General features: G+C 72.7%; 14 protein-coding genes. 5 read left to right on the forward strand and 9 right to left on the reverse strand.

The features are described from left to right. Positions 1-155: 155 nt before the first annotated feature. From A5481_RS29970 to ilvC, 4 genes are all read right to left on the reverse strand, one after another. On the reverse strand, positions 156-1,034 hold the full coding sequence (locus A5481_RS29970) for an SDR family oxidoreductase (protein WP_048431950.1): 879 nt from the start codon (positions 1,032-1,034) through the stop codon (positions 156-158). Continuing rightward, complete coding sequence (locus A5481_RS29975; protein WP_048431951.1) at positions 1,031-2,584, reverse strand: GMC family oxidoreductase; 1,554 nt, start codon at positions 2,582-2,584, stop codon at positions 1,031-1,033. Before A5481_RS29975 ends, A5481_RS29970 begins: the two co-directional genes overlap by 4 nt. Next, the gene (locus tag A5481_RS29980; protein WP_048431952.1) at positions 2,581-3,984 is read right to left on the reverse strand and encodes an alpha/beta hydrolase; all 1,404 of its coding nucleotides are present in this window, start codon (positions 3,982-3,984) and stop codon (positions 2,581-2,583) included. The genes A5481_RS29975 and A5481_RS29980 overlap by 4 nt, the downstream gene beginning before the upstream one ends. Before the next feature lie 517 nt (positions 3,985-4,501). Further along, positions 4,502-5,521, reverse strand: coding sequence for a ketol-acid reductoisomerase (gene ilvC, locus A5481_RS29985; protein WP_048431953.1), 1,020 nt, complete (start codon positions 5,519-5,521; stop codon positions 4,502-4,504). Between the two features lie 183 nt (positions 5,522-5,704). Here ilvC and A5481_RS29990 point away from each other — a divergent pair, with 183 nt between their 5' ends. Beyond that, complete coding sequence (locus tag A5481_RS29990) at positions 5,705-6,253, forward strand: DUF924 family protein (protein WP_048431954.1); 549 nt, start codon at positions 5,705-5,707, stop codon at positions 6,251-6,253. A gap of 3 nt (positions 6,254-6,256) precedes the next feature. On the opposite strand, the gene A5481_RS29995 is transcribed toward A5481_RS29990, so the two are convergent. The 4 genes from A5481_RS29995 to A5481_RS30010 all read right to left on the reverse strand — a co-directional run bounded on the left by A5481_RS29995 (position 6,257) and on the right by A5481_RS30010 (position 12,244). Further along, positions 6,257-6,904 carry a glutathione S-transferase family protein gene (locus A5481_RS29995; protein ID WP_048431955.1) on the reverse strand — a complete coding sequence of 216 codons (648 nt, stop codon included), beginning with the start codon at positions 6,902-6,904 and terminating at the stop codon, positions 6,257-6,259. A 79-nt stretch (positions 6,905-6,983) separates the two neighbouring features. After that, complete coding sequence (locus A5481_RS30000) at positions 6,984-7,793, reverse strand: FTR1 family iron permease (RefSeq protein ID WP_048431956.1); 810 nt, start codon at positions 7,791-7,793, stop codon at positions 6,984-6,986. Between the two features lie 351 nt (positions 7,794-8,144). Continuing rightward, positions 8,145-11,699 carry a molybdopterin cofactor-binding domain-containing protein gene (locus tag A5481_RS30005; protein ID WP_048431957.1) on the reverse strand — a complete coding sequence of 1,185 codons (3,555 nt, stop codon included), beginning with the start codon at positions 11,697-11,699 and terminating at the stop codon, positions 8,145-8,147. An 11-nt stretch (positions 11,700-11,710) separates the two neighbouring features. Next, on the reverse strand, positions 11,711-12,244 hold the full coding sequence (locus tag A5481_RS30010) for a (2Fe-2S)-binding protein (protein ID WP_156311695.1): 534 nt from the start codon (positions 12,242-12,244) through the stop codon (positions 11,711-11,713). A gap of 296 nt (positions 12,245-12,540) precedes the next feature. Between A5481_RS30010 and A5481_RS30015 the strand changes: the two genes are divergently transcribed. Further along, the gene (locus A5481_RS30015; protein ID WP_245298674.1) at positions 12,541-12,774 is read left to right on the forward strand and encodes a PIN domain-containing protein; all 234 of its coding nucleotides are present in this window, start codon (positions 12,541-12,543) and stop codon (positions 12,772-12,774) included. Between the two features lie 334 nt (positions 12,775-13,108). Here A5481_RS30015 and A5481_RS30020 read toward each other — a convergent pair whose 3' ends face one another. Next, on the reverse strand, positions 13,109-13,357 hold the full coding sequence (locus tag A5481_RS30020) for a hypothetical protein (protein WP_156655670.1): 249 nt from the start codon (positions 13,355-13,357) through the stop codon (positions 13,109-13,111). 43 nt (positions 13,358-13,400) lie between these two features. Between A5481_RS30020 and A5481_RS30025 the strand changes: the two genes are divergently transcribed. The 3 genes from A5481_RS30025 (at position 13,401) to A5481_RS30035 (ending at position 15,556) form a co-directional block, all read left to right on the forward strand. Then, positions 13,401-13,730 carry a hypothetical protein gene (locus A5481_RS30025; RefSeq protein WP_156655671.1) on the forward strand — a complete coding sequence of 110 codons (330 nt, stop codon included), beginning with the start codon at positions 13,401-13,403 and terminating at the stop codon, positions 13,728-13,730. Between the two features lie 174 nt (positions 13,731-13,904). Next, a complete protein-coding gene (locus tag A5481_RS30030) occupies positions 13,905-14,669 on the forward strand; it encodes a histidine phosphatase family protein (protein WP_064504492.1) in 765 nt (254 codons plus the stop codon). After that, positions 14,666-15,556 (forward strand): NAD(P)H-hydrate dehydratase, encoded by an 891-nt coding sequence (locus tag A5481_RS30035; protein ID WP_048437634.1) that lies wholly within the window; start codon positions 14,666-14,668, stop codon positions 15,554-15,556. Before A5481_RS30030 ends, A5481_RS30035 begins: the two co-directional genes overlap by 4 nt. Positions 15,557-15,874: the final 318 nt, after the last annotated feature.

A 15,874-nucleotide genomic window follows, 5' to 3' on the forward strand; every position in this document is an offset into this window, starting at 1 on the left:
GGGACCGGGAGGCGGCCGTTCCGATGCTGCGGCGGGGTTTTGTGGACCGTCCCGGGCTTTTCGGCTGCCCGGTCACGGCGGTCCGGCATCGTGCCGAAGGGGTTAGGGCGGGGTATCCTGGCGAACACCCCGCCGGGCGACAGCCTGACCTTCCGTCAGAGCATCGGCTGACCGCCGGTCACCGGCACGAGCGCGCCGGTCATGTAGCTGCCCTCCCGCGAGGCGAGGAGGACGTAGGCCGGGGCCAGCTCGGCCGGCTGGCCGGCGCGGCCGAGCGGCGTGTCGGCGCCGAGCTGCTCGATCTGCTCGGGCTTCTTCACGATCGGCTGGATCGGCGTCCAGACCGGGCCGGGGGCGACGCAGTTCACCCGGATGCCCTTCGGGGCGAGCAGGTTCGACAGCCCGACCGTGAGGGTGCTGATCGCCCCCTTGGTGGCGGCGTAGACCAGCATGCTCGCATCGGCGACCTTCGCCTGCTGGCTCGTCGAGTTCACGATCGCCGAGCCCGGCCGCATGTGCTTCACCGCTTCCTGCGCCAAGTAGATCATCGCGAAGACGTTGGCGCGGAACGAGCCCTCGACGTCGTGGGCGGTGACGTCGTCGAGCCCTTCGTTCACCACCTGGGCGGCGGCGTTGTTGACGAGCACGTCGATGCGGCCGAACTCGGCCGCGGTTTTCGCGACGATCGCCCGGCAATGCGCCTCGTCGCGCAGGTCGCCCGGGAGCAGCAGGCAGCGCCGCCCGGCCTTCTCGACCCAGGCCTTCGTGCCTTGCGCGTCCTCCTCCTCGGACTCGAGGTAGGAGATCGCCACGTCGGCGCCCTCGCGGGCGTAGGCGATGGCGACCGCCCGGCCGATGCCGGAATCGCCCCCGGTGATCAGCGCGATCCGGTCGGTGAGCAGGCCCTTGCCGACGTAAGACTCCTCGCCGTGGTCCGGGGCAGGATCCATCGGGCCGGTGAGGCCGGGGCGCGGCTGCTGCTGCGCGCCGGGGAAGGGCGGCCGGGGATAGGCCGCGCGGGGATCGTCGCTCATCGGGTGCCTTTCAGGAACGCGCCGGCGGTGCGCAAGGACAACGCCATGATGGTGAGGGCCGGATTGGCCGCGAGCGAGCTCGGGAAGACCGAGCCGTCGCAGATCCAGAGATTCTCGACCTCGTGGCTGCGCCCCAGGGGATCGACCACGGAGCTGTCCGGGTTCCGTCCCATCCGGCAGGTGCCGAGCGTGTGGGCGACCCGCTCCAGCACCCAGACGTCGGAGGCGCCGGCCGCCTCCCAGATCTCGCGCATCACCTTCGTGGCGTGGGCGTTCAGCGCGCGCTCGTTCGGCCCGTAGCCGAAGCTGACATGGGCCTTGCGCATCCCGAGCGCGTCGATCTCGTCCGACAGGGTCAGGACGTTCTCGTCGCAAGGCAGCGTCTCGCCGTTGATGCCGATGCCGGCGACGCGGTTGTACTGCCTGAGGTAGTCGGTCAGCGCCGGACCCCACAGGCCGCGGCCGCGGGCGACGGAATTCGCCCAGGTCAGCGGCTCGACGCCGAGGCTCTGCACCAGGTAGCCGCCGGCGAAATCGGCGCCTTTCGGCCGGGTGAAGTCCTCGGTGATGAGCGAGGACGGGTAGCCGCGGTTCATCCCGACCTCGTCGGCGAAGGTGCCCCAGACCTGCGTGGCGACGTGGCCGATGTAGTTCCGCCCGACCTGGCCGCTGCCGGTGGCGAGGTCGAGATGCAGCAGGAGCCGCGGCGTCTCGACGGCGCCGGCGCACAGGATCAGGTGGGCGCAACGCTGGCGATGGTCGCGGCCGCCGCTGCGGTAGATGACCGCCGTGATCCGCCCGGCCCTGTCGCGCTCGATCCCGTGCATCCGGGCGTCGGCCCGGATCTCGGCTCCGCGGGCGACGGCCAGCGGCAGGTAGGTCACGTCCATGCTGGCCTTGGCACGGGTGCGGCAGCCCTGGTGGCAGAAGCCGCAATTGATGCAGGCCTTGCGCTCCGGCACGGCGGGATCGACGGTGAAGTCGCGCGAGACGACCGCGGCCGGGGCGTCGGTCGCCGCGATGCCGAGCCGGTCGCAGGCCGCCGCCATCAGCTGGGCCGGGCCGTTGCGCGGGACCGGCGGCAGCGGGAAGCGCCGCGCCTCGTCCCACGGATAGGGCGTGGGGCCCGACGTGCCGATGAAGGCTTCGACCCGGTCGTAGAACGGCTTGAGCTCGGCGTGGTCGATCGGCCAGTCGCAGCCCTCGCCGCTCTCGGTGTTCAGCCGGAAGTCGCGCGGATCGGCCCGGGGCACGAAGGCGCCCCAGTGCAGGGTCGAGCCGCCGATCCCGGTGCCGCTGTTGTTGGCGCCGAAGGCCTCCGGGGTCGAGCCGCCGCTCAGCCGCTCCTCGGTCCAGTAGATCTCGTCGGCCAGCGTCTCGTCGAAGCCGTAGCCGGCGGGATCGAAGTTCGGCCCGGCCTCCAGGGCCACGACCTTGAGGCCCGCTGCCGCCAGCTCGGCGAGGAGCGGCGCGCCCCCCGCCCCGGTCCCGACCACGACCACGTCGACGACCTCGTCGGTGCCGTAACGCTTCTGCCCCGAGAGGTTCATCGGGCGTCTCCCACGGTGTCGAGGACGGGCTGTTCCCAGGGCTCGCGGTCGTTCAGGCCGGTCAGGCGGTAGCCCGGCAGCGCGTCGGCGTCGTCGCCGCCCGCGCCGATCCCGGTGAAGCCGATCGCCGCGAGGCCGGCCGGATGGGCGAGGAAGGTCCGCACCGCCTCGCCGCGCAGCTCCTCGAACCAGCACGTCATCAGCGCGGGGGCGAGGCCGCCCGGGAGTTCCGGCAGGTCGCCGGAGGTCGCGCGGGCGAGGAGGGCATCCTGCTCGGCTCCACTCAGCGCCGTGAAGGGGCGCCCGTGCGCCGCCCGTGCCGTACCGTCGAGGGTCCGCAGAGCCCGGGCATAGGCCTCCGCGTCCGGCGGCAGGGCGGCGAAGCGCCAACCGTCGCCGGTGCCGCTCGCGAGCCGTGCATCGATGCGGCGGGCGAGATCGATCTTCCCCGGGCCCGCTTGCGGCAGCACCCGGTCCAGGCAGGCGGTGAGGGTGGCGCGCTCGTCCGCGCCGAGGCAGACCGGGCCGTCGGGCTCGCGCATCCGCTCGCGCAAGGTGGTGCGCAGGCGGGTGTTGACCCGGTCCGATCCCATCAGGGCGGCGAAGGCCGGCGGCAGGGTCGGGGCTTCTGCGGATGCGGGTCGAGCGGCGACGAAATCGCGGATCAGCGCTGCCAGCATCTCCGGCCGTTCCAGCGGCAGCAGGTGGCCGGCGCCGGGGGCGACCTCGTGGCGGTGGCGGGCGAGGTGCGGCAGCATCAGCGCGGCCTGCGCCTCGGGACCGAGATCGCCGTCCTTCGCCCCGCTCACCACCAGCGCCGGGACCGACAGGGTGCCGATCCGGTCGCGCCAATCCTCGTTGGCGCCGCTCGCGAGCCAGGCCTTCCAGGCCTCCGGGTTCGCCCGCAGCACGTCCTCGACCGTGCGGGCGTGGTCCTGCGGATCGAGGGGCGCGCCGACATTCGCCGAGACGAAGCCCTCCGCCTCGCGCCGCCGGGTCTCCGGATCGGCGTCGATCCAGGCGATCATCGCCTGCCGGCGCTCCTCGTCCATCGGCTCAGGGCAGGGCGGCGAGCCCGCCAGCAGCACCAGCCCGGCGAGGCCGGCGAGCGCGGGATCGCCGTCCTCGTGGCGCCGGGCGAGCGCCAGGGCGACCTTCGCCCCCATGCTGTTGCCGGCGACGAGCCAGGGGCCGGACGGGGCCTCGGCTTTTATGCGGGCGGCGACGTGGTCGGCCATGGCGGCGACGCCGCCGCCCGGGTGCCCGGCTTCGTCGCCGAAGCCGGGCAGGTCGATGGCGACGCAAGTCACCGCGGGCCCGAGACGCTCGGCGAGGGGACGCCAGGTGCGGGCGCTGCCTCCGAGGAAGTGCAGGCAGAAGAGGACGGGTTCGTCGATCATGCCGGCGAGATGCCGCGGCGCTGCCTTGCGTCAACGCCGGCCGGCCCGCGGCGCCTTGCAGCACCCCCGGATGATGCGTCGAGTCATTGACGGACCGGAAATGCCGGCCAGTGGTCCCTCGGACGCATCTCGACCGACCGGAAGCAGGCCGAAAACTCACCTCGACCGACAACGACTTGCTTTCGACCGGACGAGATGGCGATTGTCCAGGGCCGTCGATCGGGCCGCGCTGGCAGCATCGACGGCGCTGCGGTCCAGCTTGATCTATGTTAAATCCGTCCGGTGACGAAGTGCGGATGGCGGTCTCGACCTGGGAGCGGCCGGGATGGGCCTTGCGAGCGGCCGCCATATCTCGTCGCAGCGGTCGCGGGCGCGCCGTGACCTGCATCGGCCGGCCAATTCCACTCGGCGGCGCGGCATCCACAGCAAACGCGGAACGCCGCGCGGACGAACTGTCCGCGCGGCGTTCCGACGAGGTGCCGCAGCCCGCCCGAGGCGGTCGCGGCACCGACGAACGTTAGTTCTTGGCCTTGTCGACCAGGGCCTTCTCCTTGATCCACGGCATCATGCCGCGGAGGCGCTCGCCGACCTCCTCGATCGGGTGGGCGGCGTTGCGGGCGCGGGTCGCCTTGAACGAGGTCTGGTTGACCTTGTTCTCGAGCATCCAGTTGCGGGTGAAGGTGCCGTTCTGGATGTCGGTCAGGACGCGCTTCATCTCGGCCTTGGTCTCGGGCGTGATGATGCGCGGGCCGGTCACGTACTCGCCGTACTCGGCGGTGTTCGAGATCGAGTAGTTCATGTTGGCGATGCCGCCCTCGTAGATGAGGTCAACGATCAGCTTCACCTCGTGGAGGCACTCGAAATAGGCCATCTCGGGGGCGTAGCCGCCCTCGACCAGGGTCTCGAAGCCGGCCTTGATCAGCTCGACGAGGCCGCCGCAGAGCACGACCTGCTCGCCGAACAGGTCGGTCTCGCACTCTTCCTTGAAGGTGGTCTCGATGATGCCGGCGCGGCCGCCGCCATTGGCCGAGGCGTAGGACAGGCCGAGGTCGTGGGCGTTGCCCGAGGCGTCCTGCGCGATGGCGATCAGGGTCGGCACGCCGCCGCCGCGCAGGTACTCGGAGCGCACGGTGTGGCCGGGGCCCTTCGGGGCGACCATCAGCACGTCGAGGTCGGCGCGCGGCTCGATCAGGTTGAAGTGGACGTTGAGGCCGTGGGCGAACAGCAGCGCGGCGCCCTGCTTCATGTTGGCCTGCAGCGAGTCGCGGTAGATCTCGCCCTGCAGCTCGTCCGGGGTCAGCATCATGACGACGTCGGCTTCGCGGGCGGCGTCGGCGACCTCCATGACCTTGAAGCCCTCGGCCTCGGCCTTCTTGGCGCTGGCCGAGCCCTTGCGGAGCGCGATCACCACGTCCTTGACGCCCGAATCGCGCAGGTTCAGCGCGTGGGCGTGGCCCTGGCTGCCGTAGCCGACGATGACGACCTTCTTGCCCTTGATCAGATTGATGTCGGCGTCACGATCGTAATAGACCCGCATGGCGGCTCCCCCTTGTGCAGATGGCGAGAATTTCGAACGCTCCGGGCGCTGGAGCGGCCGTGCGACGGGCGGCTTGTAGCGGCGTGATTCGCGTCAGGGAATAGGCTATGCGCGCGGAACCGCACATGGCTGCTCAGCTTGGCGTGCGCACAGGGCCCATTCAGGGGACCGAAGGGACGCGGCATGACGCAAGGGGCGAGGCCGGCCGAACTGGTCGATTTCTGGCGCGCGGCCGGATGCGACCGCTGGTTCAAGGCCGATCCGGGCTTCGACGCCGCCTGCCGGGCCTATCGCCCGCTGCACGAGGCGGCGGCCCGGGGCGCGCTGGCGGCCTGGGAGGAGAGCCCGGAGGGCGCCCTCGCCCTGGTGCTCCTCCTCGACCAGTTTCCCCGCAACCTGTTTCGCGGCACGACGCGGGCCTGGGCCACCGACGCGCAGGCGCTGGCGGCGGCCGAGCGGGCCCTCGCGCGCGGCCACGACCGGGCGATCGAGCCGGCCCTGCGCATCTTCCTGTACATGCCGCTGACGCATGCCGAGGACCTGGAGCTTCAGGAGCGCAGCGTCGCGCTGTTCACCGCCCTCGGCCTGCCGGTGCACCTCGCGGCGGCGGTCGAGCACCGCGACCTGATCCGCCGCTTCGGCCGGTTTCCCCACCGCAACGCGGTGCTCGGCCGCGCCGAGAGTGCGGCCGAGCGGGAGTACCTCGCGCGGGAGGACGCATTTCGGGGCTGACGCTCACGCCGGCAGCGGCAGGCCCTCGCGGGCGAAGGCGCGCTGCACGGCGGGGCGTTCGGCCATGCGGCGGGCGTGGTCGGTCCAGTACGGGAACTGGCGGGCCATGTCGTAGCCGAGCACCTCGCCGCGGCCCCAGTGCCAGAACACCATGAGATAGGGATCGGCGACGCTGTAATGCCGGCCGGCCGCCCAGCCGCCCCGGGACAGGCCGACCTCGATCATCGTCCACAGATCGGCGCAGGTCTCGTGGCCCCGGGCCTTCACGTCCTCGATCGCGGCCGGGTCGGCGGCGTAGCGCTCGGCCCGGCGGATATGGGCGTAGGCGGGGTGGATGGTCGAGGAGAGCCAGGCCAGCCACTCGGCGCACCGCGCCTCCTCGCGCGGGTCCTCGGGCCACAAGGCCGCGTTCGGGTGCGACCGCGCGATGTAGCGCAGGATCGCCGGGTTCTCGGTCAGCACCCAGTCGCCTTGCGCCAGCGCCGGCACCCGGCCCTTCTGGTTGATGGCGAGGTAGCGTCCGCCGCGCTGCTCGGCGGAGGCGAAATCGATCCTGACCGCCTCGAACGGCGCCCCGGTCTCCTCGAGCGCGATGTGGGGCGCCAGCGAGCAGGCGCCCGGCGAGTAGTAGAGCGTGGTGGTGTCGGACAAGGGGACCTCCCGGCGCAGCCGTCCCTTCGTCCTTACCGCGAAGCGGACCCGGGGCGGTACCGCCCCGGGCGCCGGGGTCTCAGGCCGAGACCTGCCGACGGGCGACGCCCGCGACCGGGCGCTGGCGCCGCACCACGAGCCAGACGAGCGCGCAGAGCACGATCGCGCCCTGGACGCCCAGGGCCTCCCAGCTGCCGTTGAAGCCGAGATCGGTGACGAATTCCGGCACGCCGTCATTGTGCACCGGCACGAGCACCTGCTCCTGGAACTCCTGGATCGCCGCGCCGACCATCCGCAGGCCCATCACGAACAGGAAGGCGGAGGTGAGCAGGAAGACCGGGCGCAGCGGCAGCCGCAGGGCCAGCCACTGCATCGCCACGAACACCACCGCGAGGGCGAGGGCCGCCACCGCGAGGCCGCCCAGCAGCGAAGCGTCGAAGCCGCCGACGGTGCGGGCCAGCGCGTGCAGGAACAGCACCGTCTCGGCGCCCTCGCGGAACACCGCCAGGAAGGCGATGCCGGCGAGCGACAGCACCGTGCCGGCCCCCATCGCCCGCTCGGCCATGCGGTTGATCTCGGCCTTCCAGGCCGCCGGGTCCTGGCGCAGGAACAGCCAGCCGCTCATCGTGAACATCAGGCCGGCGGCGACCAGGATCACGCCGGCCTCGATCAGGTCGTTGTGGTTGCCGTCGAAGAAGGCCTCGAACACCCAGGCCATGGCGAGGCTCGCCAGGATCGCCAGGCCGGCCCCGGCATAGATCGGGCGGATGCGCTCCGCGGCGCCCGCCCGGCGCAGGAACGCCGCCAGCGCCGCCACCACCAGGAGCGCCTCCAGCCCCTCGCGGAACAGGATGGTGAAGGCCTGCACGAAGGTGGATCCGTCGGCCATGGTGTGCTCCTCACGCTCGCGCCCGCCGGGGCGCCCCGGCGCCGCCTGACATGTCTCTGGTCGCCGTCCTCTTAGGCGAGGATGCGGAGGCATTCAAACGTCACGTTCTTGTTTCGTATGATTCCAATCTAGCTGTCTGTGCCTTCGGCCATCGTCTCTGAATCGTGTATACTTGCGAAAATCCATGAGGAAGCCGGGTCCGCCGATGTCATCCCTGCGCCGCGCGGCGGAACACGGGGTCTGCGCCGCGGCGAGCCCCGGGATGATCTTGCGGGATGACCGCGGGAATCTGGACCGGCGCGAAAGGCCGTGGGCCGCGATCCCGCAAGGTGCGCGACGTGATGAGAGCCCTCACCACCCCGCATGCGGCGTGAGCCCGCGCACCCGCGCCACCGCCGCCTCCAGCCCCGTCCAGGCCGGCGCGCCGGGCGCGTAGCGGGCGCGGGCATAGGCGACGACCTCGGCGATCTGGCCGTCGGTGAGGGTGTCGCGAAAGGCCGGCATCGCGGCGGGCGGCGCCGACGGGTCGGGCGCCGGAAAGCGCTCGGCCGCCGCCCGGACGCCGTTGAGGACGGCCTGGATCAGGTTGTCCGGGTGCGCGCTGTGGACCGACGTGACGAGGCCGAGCGGTACCAGGTCGCCGCCGGCCCCTCCCTCGTGGCAGGAGGCGCAGGCGCCCTGGAACAGGGACGAGGCCGGAAGCGCGGTCGCGGCGACGGCGACGGGCGCAGCGGCCGGGCCCGAGCCCGTGAGGCTCGCGAGGTAGACGGCCATGGCGCGGATGTCGCCGTCGGGCAGGGGCGCGAGCGAGGCGACGACGTCGGCCATCGGGCCGGCGGCGCTGCCGTGGCGGGGGGAACGGCCGGTGCGCAGGTAGGCGTAGAGATCGTCCTCGGTCCACGGCAGGGGCGAGCGCGACAGGCCGGTGAGCGCCGGCGCCTCCCAGCCGTCGGCGAAGCCGCCGGCGAGGTGCGCCGCGCCCCGCCGCTCGGCGCCGAGGGCGTTGCGCGGGCTGTGGCAGGCGCCGCAATGGCCCAGGGCCTCGACCAGGTAGGCGCCGCGGTTCCAGTCCGGCCCGCGGGCCGGATCGGCGAAGGCGGCCGGGCGATGGAACAGGGCGTTCCAGTCCGCCATCAGCGGCCGCGCTCCGAACGGAAACCGGAGCTTCGTCTCGGGCGCCGGCGCCGCCACCGGGTCCTGCGCCATCAGGAAGGCGTAGAGCGCCTGCAGGTCGCGCTCGGCCGCGTTGACGAAGCTCGTATAGGGGTGGGCCGGGTAGAGGTGGTGCCCGTCCCGCGACACGCCCTCGCGCATCGCCCGGGCGAAGGCCGGGTAGGACCAGGCACCGATGCCGGCCTGCATGTCCGGCGTGATGTTCGAGGCGTAGACCGTGCCGAACGGGGTCTCGATCCCGCGCCCGCCCGCGAAGGACCGGCCGTCCGGCCCGGCATGGCAGACGAGGCAGGCGCCGGCCGCCGCGACGAGGCGGCCCTGGGCGATCGTGGCGGCGGAATAGGCCGCCGGGTCCGGCCGCTCGATCGACGGGTAGGCCGGGCGCCAGGGCAGGAGGGTGAGGCCGAGTGCCAGCGCCCCGGTCCCGGCCCCGAAGAGCCCGGCGAGGAAGCCGCGGCGCCGGCGGGGCGGCGCGTCCGGGCCGGCGATCCGCGGCGGGTCGAGGGCGGCGCGGACGGATTCGGCGGTGAGCGGCAATTCGCGGAAGCGGATGCCGGTGGCGTCGAACAGCGCGTTGGTGATCGCCGCGGCGCTCGGCACCGAGGCCGATTCGCCGGCCCCCAGCGGCGGCTCGTTCGGGCGCGGCACCAGCAGCACGTCGATCTCGGGCACCTGCGGGAAGGCGAGGATCGGGTAGCTGCCCCATTCCCGGCTCGTCACCCCGGTGGCGTCGAAGCCGACCGATTCCTTGAGCACCCGGCTCGTCGACTGGATGACGTTGCCGTGGATCTGGTGGCGCACCCCGTCGGGGTTGATCATCAGGCCGGAATCCTGGCCCACCACCACCCGGGTCACCGCCACCTCGCCGGTGACGCGGTTGACCGCCACGTCCGCCACCCAGGCGGCCCAGGCGGCGGCCTTCCCCGGAAACGGCCCGTGGACGTAGACCGCGTAGGCGAAGCCCCGTCCGTACAGGATGTCGCCCGCGCCGCCATGCGTGCCGGGCGCCGTGTGCGGCACCCAGGCGGCCCGCTCGGCCACCGCCCGCACGAGGTCGGCGGCGCGGGGATCGTCCAGGTAGCGCAGCCGGTATTCGATCGGGTCGACGCCGGCGGCGGTGGCGAGCTCGTCGATGTAGGATTCGTGCGCGAAGGTGTTGGGCAGGGCCGAGACGCCGCGCAGCCAGGAGGCGCGGGCGATCGGCGGCATGTCGTGCACCGTCACCCGGGCATGGCCGAAGGCGTAGGGCGGCACCGCGGTGCGGTCGCCCATCGGGTAGGTCGCGGGCGGGCCCGAGACCTTGCCGGTGAGGATCAGGGCGAGCGTCGGGGCACCGTTCGAGGGATAGCGGGTCTCGAAATCGTAGGCCGCCGGTCCCCCCTCGGCGTCGAGGCCGCCGCGCACGTCCATCACCTGCGCGGCGCCCTTGGGCTCCCAGGCGTGCTCCTGCTCGCGGGTGAGCTGCACCCGCACCGGCCGGCCGACCGCCCGGGCGAGGAGCGCGGCGTCGGCCGCGACGTCGTCGGCGCAGTTGCGGCCGTAGCAGCCCGCCGCCTCGTGCCGCTCGATCGCGATGCGGTCCTCGGGCAGGTCGAGGAGGAGCGCGAGGTCGCTCTGCAGGACGTGCGGGTTCTGGGTGCCCGACCACACCACGAGGTCGCCGTCGCGGAACTCGGCGACGGCGCAGGACGGGCCGATCGAGCCGTGCATCTGGTAGGGCCAGACGTAGGTGCGGTCGAGCCGGGCCGGGGCGTGGGCGAGCGCCCGGTCGACGTCGCCGCGGTCGAGGAGCGTGCGCGCCGTCGAGGGGTTGCCGCGCAACGCCGCCTCGGGCCGGTTGAGGTCGGGCAGGCCGTCGAGGGGGTGCCAGGTCGTCCTCAGGCAGCGGGCCGCCTCGGCGGCGTTCTCCTCGCGCTCGGCCACCACGCCGACGAAGTCGCCGATCCTCACCACGGCGACGAGGCCCGGGATGTGGGCGACCGAGGCCTCGTCCACCGCCGCCAGCCGGTCGCCGAGGCCGGCATCGACCCCGGCGCCCGGCGGGCGGACCACGCGGCCATGCACCATGCCGGGCACCCGCACGTCGTGGACGTAGGTCCAGGCGCCGACGGCCTTCTCGGGGATGTCGACCCGCGGCACCGGCCGGCCGACGACGGTGTAGGCCTCGACGGGCTTCAAGGGCGCCCCGGGGTCGAGGGTGAGGGCAGTGCGGCTTCCCCGCACCAGCTCGCCGTAGGGGATGCCCAGCTCCGGCTCCGCCGCGACCCGCACGGTGCCGTCCGCGACGGTCAGTTCCGCCGTACCGCGGTTGAGCCGCAGCGAGGCCGCCTCGACGAGGTGGCGGCGGGCGGTGGCGGCGGCCTGGCGCAGGGGGATCGCGGCGATCTGGATCGTCTCGCTCGCGATGGTACCGCCCTGGTCGGGGGCGGTCGCGGTGCTGCCGAGCTCCATCGCGACGTGAGCGAACGGCACGTCGAGCTCCTCGGCGACGATCTGGGCCAGCGCCGTGCGGATGCCGGTGCCGAGATCGACGTGGCCGTTGAAGGCGGTGACCCGGCCCGCGCCGTCGACCGCGAGGTAGAGGGCGCGCTGCGGGCCCGCCGCCGCGGCGGCCCCCGGCGGATCGCCGAGGCGGGGCGGCCGGCCCATCGTCTCGCGGTAGACGAGCAGCAGGTCGTCCGCCTCCTGCCAGTGCCGGCGGCGCATCGCGGGGTCGGGGCGGTTCTCGGTCATGCCTCTCGCCGTCATGCCTCGCCCCCGGGGCCGGCGCCCTCGCGCATCCGCGCGGCGGCGGCGCGCACGGCGCGCAGGATCTCGATATGGGTGCCGCAGCGGCACAGGTTGGCCTGGAGCCCGGCCCGGATCTCGGCCTCGCCCGGGTCCGGGTCGGCGGTGAGCAGCGCCACCGCGGTCATGATCATGCCGTTGAGGCAGTAGCCGCACTGGGCCGCGTTCTCGGCGATGAAGGCCTCCTGCACCGGGTGCAGCCGCCCGCCCTCGGCGAGGCCCTCGAGCGTCACGATCCGGCGCCCGACCGCGGCGCGCAGGGGAATCGCGCAGGAGCGCAGGGCCCGCCCGTCGACCAGCACCGTGCAAGCGCCGCACTGGCCGAGGCCGCAGCCGTATTTCGGGCCGTTCAGCGCCAGGTCGTTGCGCAGCACGTAGAGGAGGCGGGTGCCGGGCGCGGCCTCGACCGTCACGCTCCGGCCGTTGACCGTCAGCGCGTGGCGGGCCGGCGCCAGGCGGGGGTCGGCGATCGGCCGCGGATCGTCCTGCATGCGCGTGATGTCCTGCCCCCGATTCCCGGCTGTGCCGCCGGCTGATCCGAGTTCTCACAGATTTCCGGCCGGACCGGAACCGGGCCCGCCGCCGATTGTCGTGGCTTGCAAGAGCGCGGCCAGGATGCGGGAGCGGGGGCTCGGCGGCCCTGCGCTCGCGGCAGAGGCGGTGCCTCGCTGCGGGCGGCACGATCCGTCCGGCGTGTCGAACCCGGCACCGGTGAACGTGACCGACCGTGCCGATCGACAAGGCGGCGCTCGGGACAGGAACACCGGCATGACGCAAGTCGTCGTCCATGCCGCGAACCATGCCGAGACAAACCCTGTCACGCGGCGCGGCCGCGGCGATCACGGCCGCGGAGCAGGTCTTCGTGAGCCCCATCAGCTTCGGCGAGATCGCCCGGAAGGTCCGGATCGGGAAATGGCCCGAGATGGCGCCCCATGGCGCGCAGCGTCCCGCACTCCTCGAGGAGCAGGGCGGTGCATCGGCCGGACTTGGTCACGAAATCTGCCCGTGGCCGATCCGATAGTCCGGGCCTCTCCGCGACCCCGTCGATCGGTTCCTTGCCGCGACCGCGCGGCGCTGTCGCACTCCGCTCGTTTCCGCCGATTCCGTCTTCGATGGTATCGTCGCGCGCGTATGATGAGATCGATCTTTCGATAAGCTCGATCGGAGCAATTGATCTTAAGCGTACGATCAATTTTATTTCTATCAGATCATGGTTATTTCAAATATTGATATAATTTGTGTTTTTACTTCGGGATTGCTGATCGGTCGCGATTCGCCAGGACCGCAGCATATGCAATCTAAGATTGTAAAAATAGTATACGCTCAGTATATTTAAAAATGTTAATGATTTACAGTTACATAAAGGTAACAATCGAGAAAAATAAACGAATAATCATCATATTGGAGGATGACATGGCCGGAGACACCACCTTGAGCGGTACACCGGAAGGCGGCCCCGAACCGAGCGCATCCGGGGAAACCGGCGAGACCCCGGCATCCGGCGCGAGCGCCGCGGCCGATGTCTCGGAGCCGGTCTTGATCGCCGCCGCCGACCCGCCGCCGCCCGCCGCCGTCCCGCCCGCCAGCATGTTCCCGCCGACCATGCATGACGGCTCGTCCGCATCCGAGACCGGGCGGACCGTCCCGGTGCGGCCGCTGGAGTCGGAGGGCGGCGAGCTCGCGCCGTGCGACGGGCCGGACGGAAGCGAGGATCAGGCCCTGATCCTCGGGCCGCCGGACGCGACCGGCGGGGAGCTCGCCCCGATCGCGGAGGCGGCGGACGGGACGACCGCGCCGGCGCTCGCAGCCGACATGGTCGAGGGCACCAACCTCTTCGGGGACCGGGCCGCGATGTGGTCGGGCGATCCGTCCGAGGTCCGGGCGGGCTACGGGATCGATCCGCCCTACGCCGAGATCTGCCTGTGCGACGAGGTCGGCCTGATGGCCGGCGCGGAGGCGCCCGGCCTGGCGTCGTGACCGACCGGTGCCGCCGAGCCGGGCGGGCGGCGGCCTTTCCGCTGTGCCGGAGGGGCCGCCGCCGTCGAGCGGGGCTTTCGAGGCCGGGGCCGGCACCGAAACGCCGCACGGGCCCGGCGCTTGCGGGCCGCCCCGCCTCCGCTAGCTCCCCTCTCGACCCTGGGGGGATGAACGATGCAGCAGCGCTGGCCGGACCGGATCTGGATCGTGCGGCACGGCGAGAGCGCCGGCAACGTCGCCCGCGACGCCGCCCAGGCGGCCGGGCACACCCATATCGACATCGGCGAGCGCGACGTCGACGTGCCGCTGAGCCCGCTCGGCGAGCGCCAGGCCGCGGCGGTTGGCCGGTGGTTCGCCGAGATGCCGGCCTCCGAGCGGCCCGACGTGATGCTGACCTCGCCCTATCGGCGGGCCGTCGCCACCGCGCGGCTGATCCGCGAGGCCGGGGGCGTCGCCGATCCGCTCCTCGACGACGTCGCCGACGAGCGCCTGCGCGAGAAGGAGTTCGGCATCCTCGACCGGCTCACCCGCGAGGGCATCACCCAGCTCCACCCCGACCAGGCCGAACTGCGCAGCCTGCTCGGCAAGTTCTACCACCGGCCGCCGGGCGGCGAGAGCTGGTGCGACGTGATCCTGCGCCTGCGCAGCGCCCTCGACACCGTGTCGCTGCATTACGGCGGCCGGCGGGTGCTGGTGGTCGGGCACCAGGTCGTGGTCCTGTGCCTGCGCTACCTGATCGAGGGCATGACCGAGGACGAGATCCTGTCCATCGACCGCGAGGGCGACGTCGCCAATTGCTCGGTGACCGAATACGCCTTCGATCCCCGCCGCGGCAGCAGCGGCAAGCTGGTGCTGCAGCGCTACAACTTCGTCGCGCCGCTGAGGCAGGCCGGCGCCCCGGTGACCGCCGAGCCCGATGCCACGGGGGCCGCCCGATGACGATCGCGATCACCGCCGAGGTCCTGCGCGGCCTGCCCCTGCCGGATCCGGCCGGCGGCAGCAAGGAGGCCCGCGGCAGCGCCCTCGTCATCGCCGGCTCGGTCGAGGTGCCGGGCGCCGCGATCCTGGCCGGCACCGCAGCGCTGCGGGCCGGTGCCGGCAAGCTGCAGATGTCGATCGCCGCCGGCACCGCGCCGCACGCCGCGCTCGCCGTGCCGGAGGCCCTGGTGGTGCGGCTGCCGGAAGGCGAGGGCGGCCATGTCGATCACGCGCAGGCCGCCGCGGTGCTGCTGCCGCGCACCGAGCGGGCCGCCGCGGTGCTGGTCGGCGCCGGCATGGCGTCGGGCGAGCCGACGAAGGCGCTCACCGCGGCGCTCCTGTCCGGCCCGGCCCAGGCGCCCTTCGTCCTCGACGCGGCGAGCATCGACGGGCTGTGCGGGATCGCCGAGCGGGTGCGGGCGCGCGCCGGCCGGGTGGTGCTCACGCCGCATGCCGGCGAGATGGCGCGCTGCCTCGGCTGCGAGCGCGACGCCGTCGAGGCCGATCCCCTCGGGGCGGCGCGGCAGGCGGCCGCGCGGCTCGGCGCCGTCGTGGTGATGAAGGGCGCCGAGACCTGGATCGTCGATCCGGCCGGCGAGACCTGGCATTACGAGGGGGGTGGCGCCGGCCTCGCCACCTCGGGCTCGGGCGACGTGCTCGCCGGGATCATCGTCGGGCTGCTCGCCCGCGGCACGAAACCCGCCGAGGCCGCCGCCTGGGGCGTCTACCTGCACGGCGAGGCGGGGCGGCGGCTGGCGCAGGCCTGCGGGCCGATCGGGTTCCTGGCGCGGGAGTTGTCGGGGGAGGTGCCGGGGCTGATGCGGGACGTGGCGGACGGCAGGACCTGAGGGGAAACGGGCGTGCAGGATGATCCGGTGATGGTTTTATCCACGGTACACGACACCGCGACCTCGGCCCGACCATAGGGGCGGACGATCCTCGTGAGCCTCCCCCTTTCCCGGACGACTGAAACGACGTGGAAGGAGATCCGGGATCCAGCGGAAAAAGTGCCGCGAAGCGGCTCGATAGTCTGCAGCGTTGCAGACAGGCGGACGCTTCGCGACTTGTCATGCTGGATCCCGGATCTCCTTCCGCTGACGCTCCAGTCGTCCGGGAAAGGGGGTCGGCCAACGATGGGCCGCGAGGCCGACCGCAGGGCGACGGCG

Source organism: Methylobacterium platani, from assembly GCF_001653715.1.
Lineage (GTDB): Bacteria > Pseudomonadota > Alphaproteobacteria > Rhizobiales > Beijerinckiaceae > Methylobacterium > Methylobacterium platani.

Excerpts from the sequence above, each read along its gene's own strand:
- A5481_RS30015 (WP_245298674.1), top strand. The coding sequence starts at position 12,541 with ATGCCGCGAACCATGCCGAGACAAACCCTGTCACGCGGCGCGGCCGCG.
- ilvC (WP_048431953.1), bottom strand. The coding sequence starts at position 5,521 with ATGCGGGTCTATTACGATCGTGACGCCGACATCAATCTGATCAAGGGC.
- A5481_RS30035 (WP_048437634.1), top strand. The coding sequence starts at position 14,666 with ATGACGATCGCGATCACCGCCGAGGTCCTGCGCGGCCTGCCCCTGCCG.
- A5481_RS30010 (WP_156311695.1), bottom strand. The coding sequence starts at position 12,244 with ATGCAGGACGATCCGCGGCCGATCGCCGACCCCCGCCTGGCGCCGGCC.
- A5481_RS29980 (WP_048431952.1), bottom strand. The coding sequence starts at position 3,984 with ATGATCGACGAACCCGTCCTCTTCTGCCTGCACTTCCTCGGAGGCAGC.
- A5481_RS30005 (WP_048431957.1), bottom strand. The coding sequence starts at position 11,699 with ATGACCGAGAACCGCCCCGACCCCGCGATGCGCCGCCGGCACTGGCAG.
- A5481_RS30020 (WP_156655670.1), bottom strand. The coding sequence starts at position 13,357 with ATGGTCGGCGGGAACATGCTGGCGGGCGGGACGGCGGCGGGCGGCGGC.
- A5481_RS29970 (WP_048431950.1), bottom strand. The coding sequence starts at position 1,034 with ATGAGCGACGATCCCCGCGCGGCCTATCCCCGGCCGCCCTTCCCCGGC.
- A5481_RS30000 (WP_048431956.1), bottom strand. The coding sequence starts at position 7,793 with ATGGCCGACGGATCCACCTTCGTGCAGGCCTTCACCATCCTGTTCCGC.
- A5481_RS29975 (WP_048431951.1), bottom strand. The coding sequence starts at position 2,584 with ATGAACCTCTCGGGGCAGAAGCGTTACGGCACCGACGAGGTCGTCGAC.
- A5481_RS30030 (WP_064504492.1), top strand. The coding sequence starts at position 13,905 with ATGCAGCAGCGCTGGCCGGACCGGATCTGGATCGTGCGGCACGGCGAG.
- A5481_RS29990 (WP_048431954.1), top strand. The coding sequence starts at position 5,705 with ATGACGCAAGGGGCGAGGCCGGCCGAACTGGTCGATTTCTGGCGCGCG.